General features: G+C 36.3%; 1 protein-coding gene. It reads right to left on the reverse strand.

Features of this window, described 5'->3' with window-relative positions; all coding sequences use genetic code 11:
- Positions 1-86: 86 nt before the first annotated feature.
- On the reverse strand, positions 87-2,693 hold a 2,607-nt coding region (locus tag KI356_RS19400), incomplete at its 5' end, for a Tn3 family transposase (RefSeq protein ID WP_048558627.1).

The raw sequence follows: 2,693 nt of genomic DNA on the forward strand, positions 1-2,693 counted from the left end.
GTTGATGGGCATGGGGTACAGTCAGGAAAATGCGGATTTACAACGCTAAGCCCATTTCCCCGACTATTCCCCCAGTTTTAACAACGTTAAGAAAGTTTCAAGGGTCTTAAAGAATCTAACGAGACCATTTTCTCCGAATTAAAATGGTATTCTCCAAGTAAATTAATATGTTCCCAACCTAGAGGTGACATATGGTGCAATAATTCTTCATTAAAACTACCTGACCGTTTTTGATATTCAACTGCCTTTGTTAGATGTAAAGTATTCCAGATACTGATGGCATTGATAATGATGTTTAAAGCACTGGCTCTTTGCAATTGATGTTGTATAGTCCGTTCCCTAAGCTCACCTTGTTTTCCGAAGAAAATAGCTCTTGCTAATCCGTTCATGGCTTCTCCTTTATTTAATCCCCTTTGTATTTTTCTTCTTAATGATTCATCCGATATATAATTCAAAATAAAAATTGTTTTTTCTATTCGACCCATCTCACGTAAGGCTATAGCCAAGCTGTTTTGTCTTGAATAAGATCCTAGTTTCCCCATAATAAGGGATGCTGAAACTGTTCCTTCTCTTATTGAGTGAGCTAATCGCAAAACATCCTCATAATTTTCTTTAATGACCTTTGTATTTATTTGTCCACGTAAAATGGCTTCTAATTTTGGATACTCACTTGCTTTATCTATTGTAAATAATTTTGAGTCTGCTAAATCTCTTATTCTTGGGGCAAATTTAAATCCTAATAAATGAGTCAGTCCGAATATTTGATCTGTGTAACCAGCTGTGTCTGTATAATGCTCTTCTATGTTTAAATCCGTTTCATGGTGCAACAAACCATCTAAAACATGAATCGCATCCCTTGAATTAGTATGAATAATCTTTGTGTAGTAAGAAGAGAATTGATCACTAGTAAAACGGTAGATGGTGGCTCCTTTTCCAGTTCCATAATGTGGGTTTGCATCTGCATGTAGTGATGAAACACCTAACTGCATTCTCATACCGTCTGATGAGGATGTTGTACCGTCTCCCCAATAGGAAGACAATTGTAATTTGTGATGAAAATTTACTAATACGGCTTGGGCTTTATTCATTGCATCTTCATACATGCGCCATTGAGATACATTGGCTAATTGCTTATATGTAAGTCCGGGTGTTGCTTCAGCCATCTTGCTTACACCTATATTCATTCCCATTCCTAAAAGGGCAGCCATAATAATAATCGTTTCTTCTTTATCCGGTTTTCGATTATTGGAAGCATGAGTAAATTGCTCATGAAATCCTGTTATATAAGCAATATCCATCAGTAAATCGGTTAATTTTATTCTTGGTAGCATCTGATAAAGGCTTGCACTAAACTTTTTTGCTTCTTCTGGTACATCTTTTTCTAAGCGTGCAAGTGACAGCTTTCCTTTATCAAGAGAAACTCCATCTAACTTGTTGGAATTGGCAGTTAACCACTTTAACCTTTCATTAAGGCTGCTGGTTCTCTCCGTTATATAATCTTCGAATGATAAACTAACTGATAATCTCGTATTCTCTTTCGTTTGATTCCATGTAAATTCGGAAAACAAATATTCCTCAAAATCTCTATATTGTCTGCTGCCAACAATGGAAACATCTCCTGCCCGAACATGCTCCCGAAGTTCTGTTAAAACAGCCATTTCATAGTAATGACGATTGATTGTTGTACCATCATTCTCGTATAAATGCTTTTTCCAACGTTTTGAAATAAAATCCACAGGTGAGTCATCAGGTACTTTTCGTTTTCCGGATTCGTTCATTCCTCGGATAATCTCTACAGCTTGTAAAAGTGGCTCATTTGCCTTTGTAGAATGAAATTCCAACACCCTTAATAGCGTTGGCGTATATTTTCTTAGTGAATAAAATCGTTTTTGCAGTAAGTCTAAATAATCATAGTCAGCAGGACGTGCAAGCTCCTGGGCTTCTTCGACCGAAGAGACAAAAGAATTCCATTCAATAACGGATTCTAAAACCTCAAAAACGTCTAATTTTTCCTGTTTTGCTTTGATCAAAGCTTGTCCGATGTTCGTAAAGTGTATAACTTTCTCATTCAGCTTTTTACCGTTCAGTTTCTGAATTTCCTCTTGAGCCTTACGACCTTTTGATAAGAGACTAAGTATTTGTCTGTCATGAATTTCAAAAGCTTTATCCGTCAAATCTTGATTAAGATGTAATAAATAGACGGTTAGTATTGAATATCGTTTATTTTCCTGAAAATCACGGAATGCATAAGGTTCATATCTTGAACCCAAGCGAGACAGCTGTAACAGGCGATTGCGGTGCAAATGATTAATTTGCACCGTTTCTAATTCCATTCCTCGTATGTATTCGAGTCGTTCTATTACTTTTAAAAAGGTTTCGGGTGAAGGATGTCCCGGTGGTTCTTTTAACCAACCCAATATCGTTTTATTGGATTCTGACGAATGCTGCAAGGTAATAATATCTTCAAGTTTTTCTTTTTGTTCATTTGTTAGGGATTGACTAACCGTGTTAAATAGCTTCTTTTCAGCCATTGCCCTTGCTTCCCACACTATTCTTTCAAGTGTAGTGATAGCAGGCAGTATGATTTTGTTTTTTCTTAGAAAATCTATGCATTCATGTAGTAGATGAATGGCATCACCATTTTCCAAAGCCAATTGATGTAGGTGCTTAAATGTCATTCTATATTCTTTCAG

Origin of the sequence: Bacillus hominis (assembly GCF_018332515.1) — a bacterium.
Taxonomy (GTDB): domain Bacteria; phylum Bacillota; class Bacilli; order Bacillales; family Bacillaceae_G; genus Bacillus_A; species Bacillus_A hominis.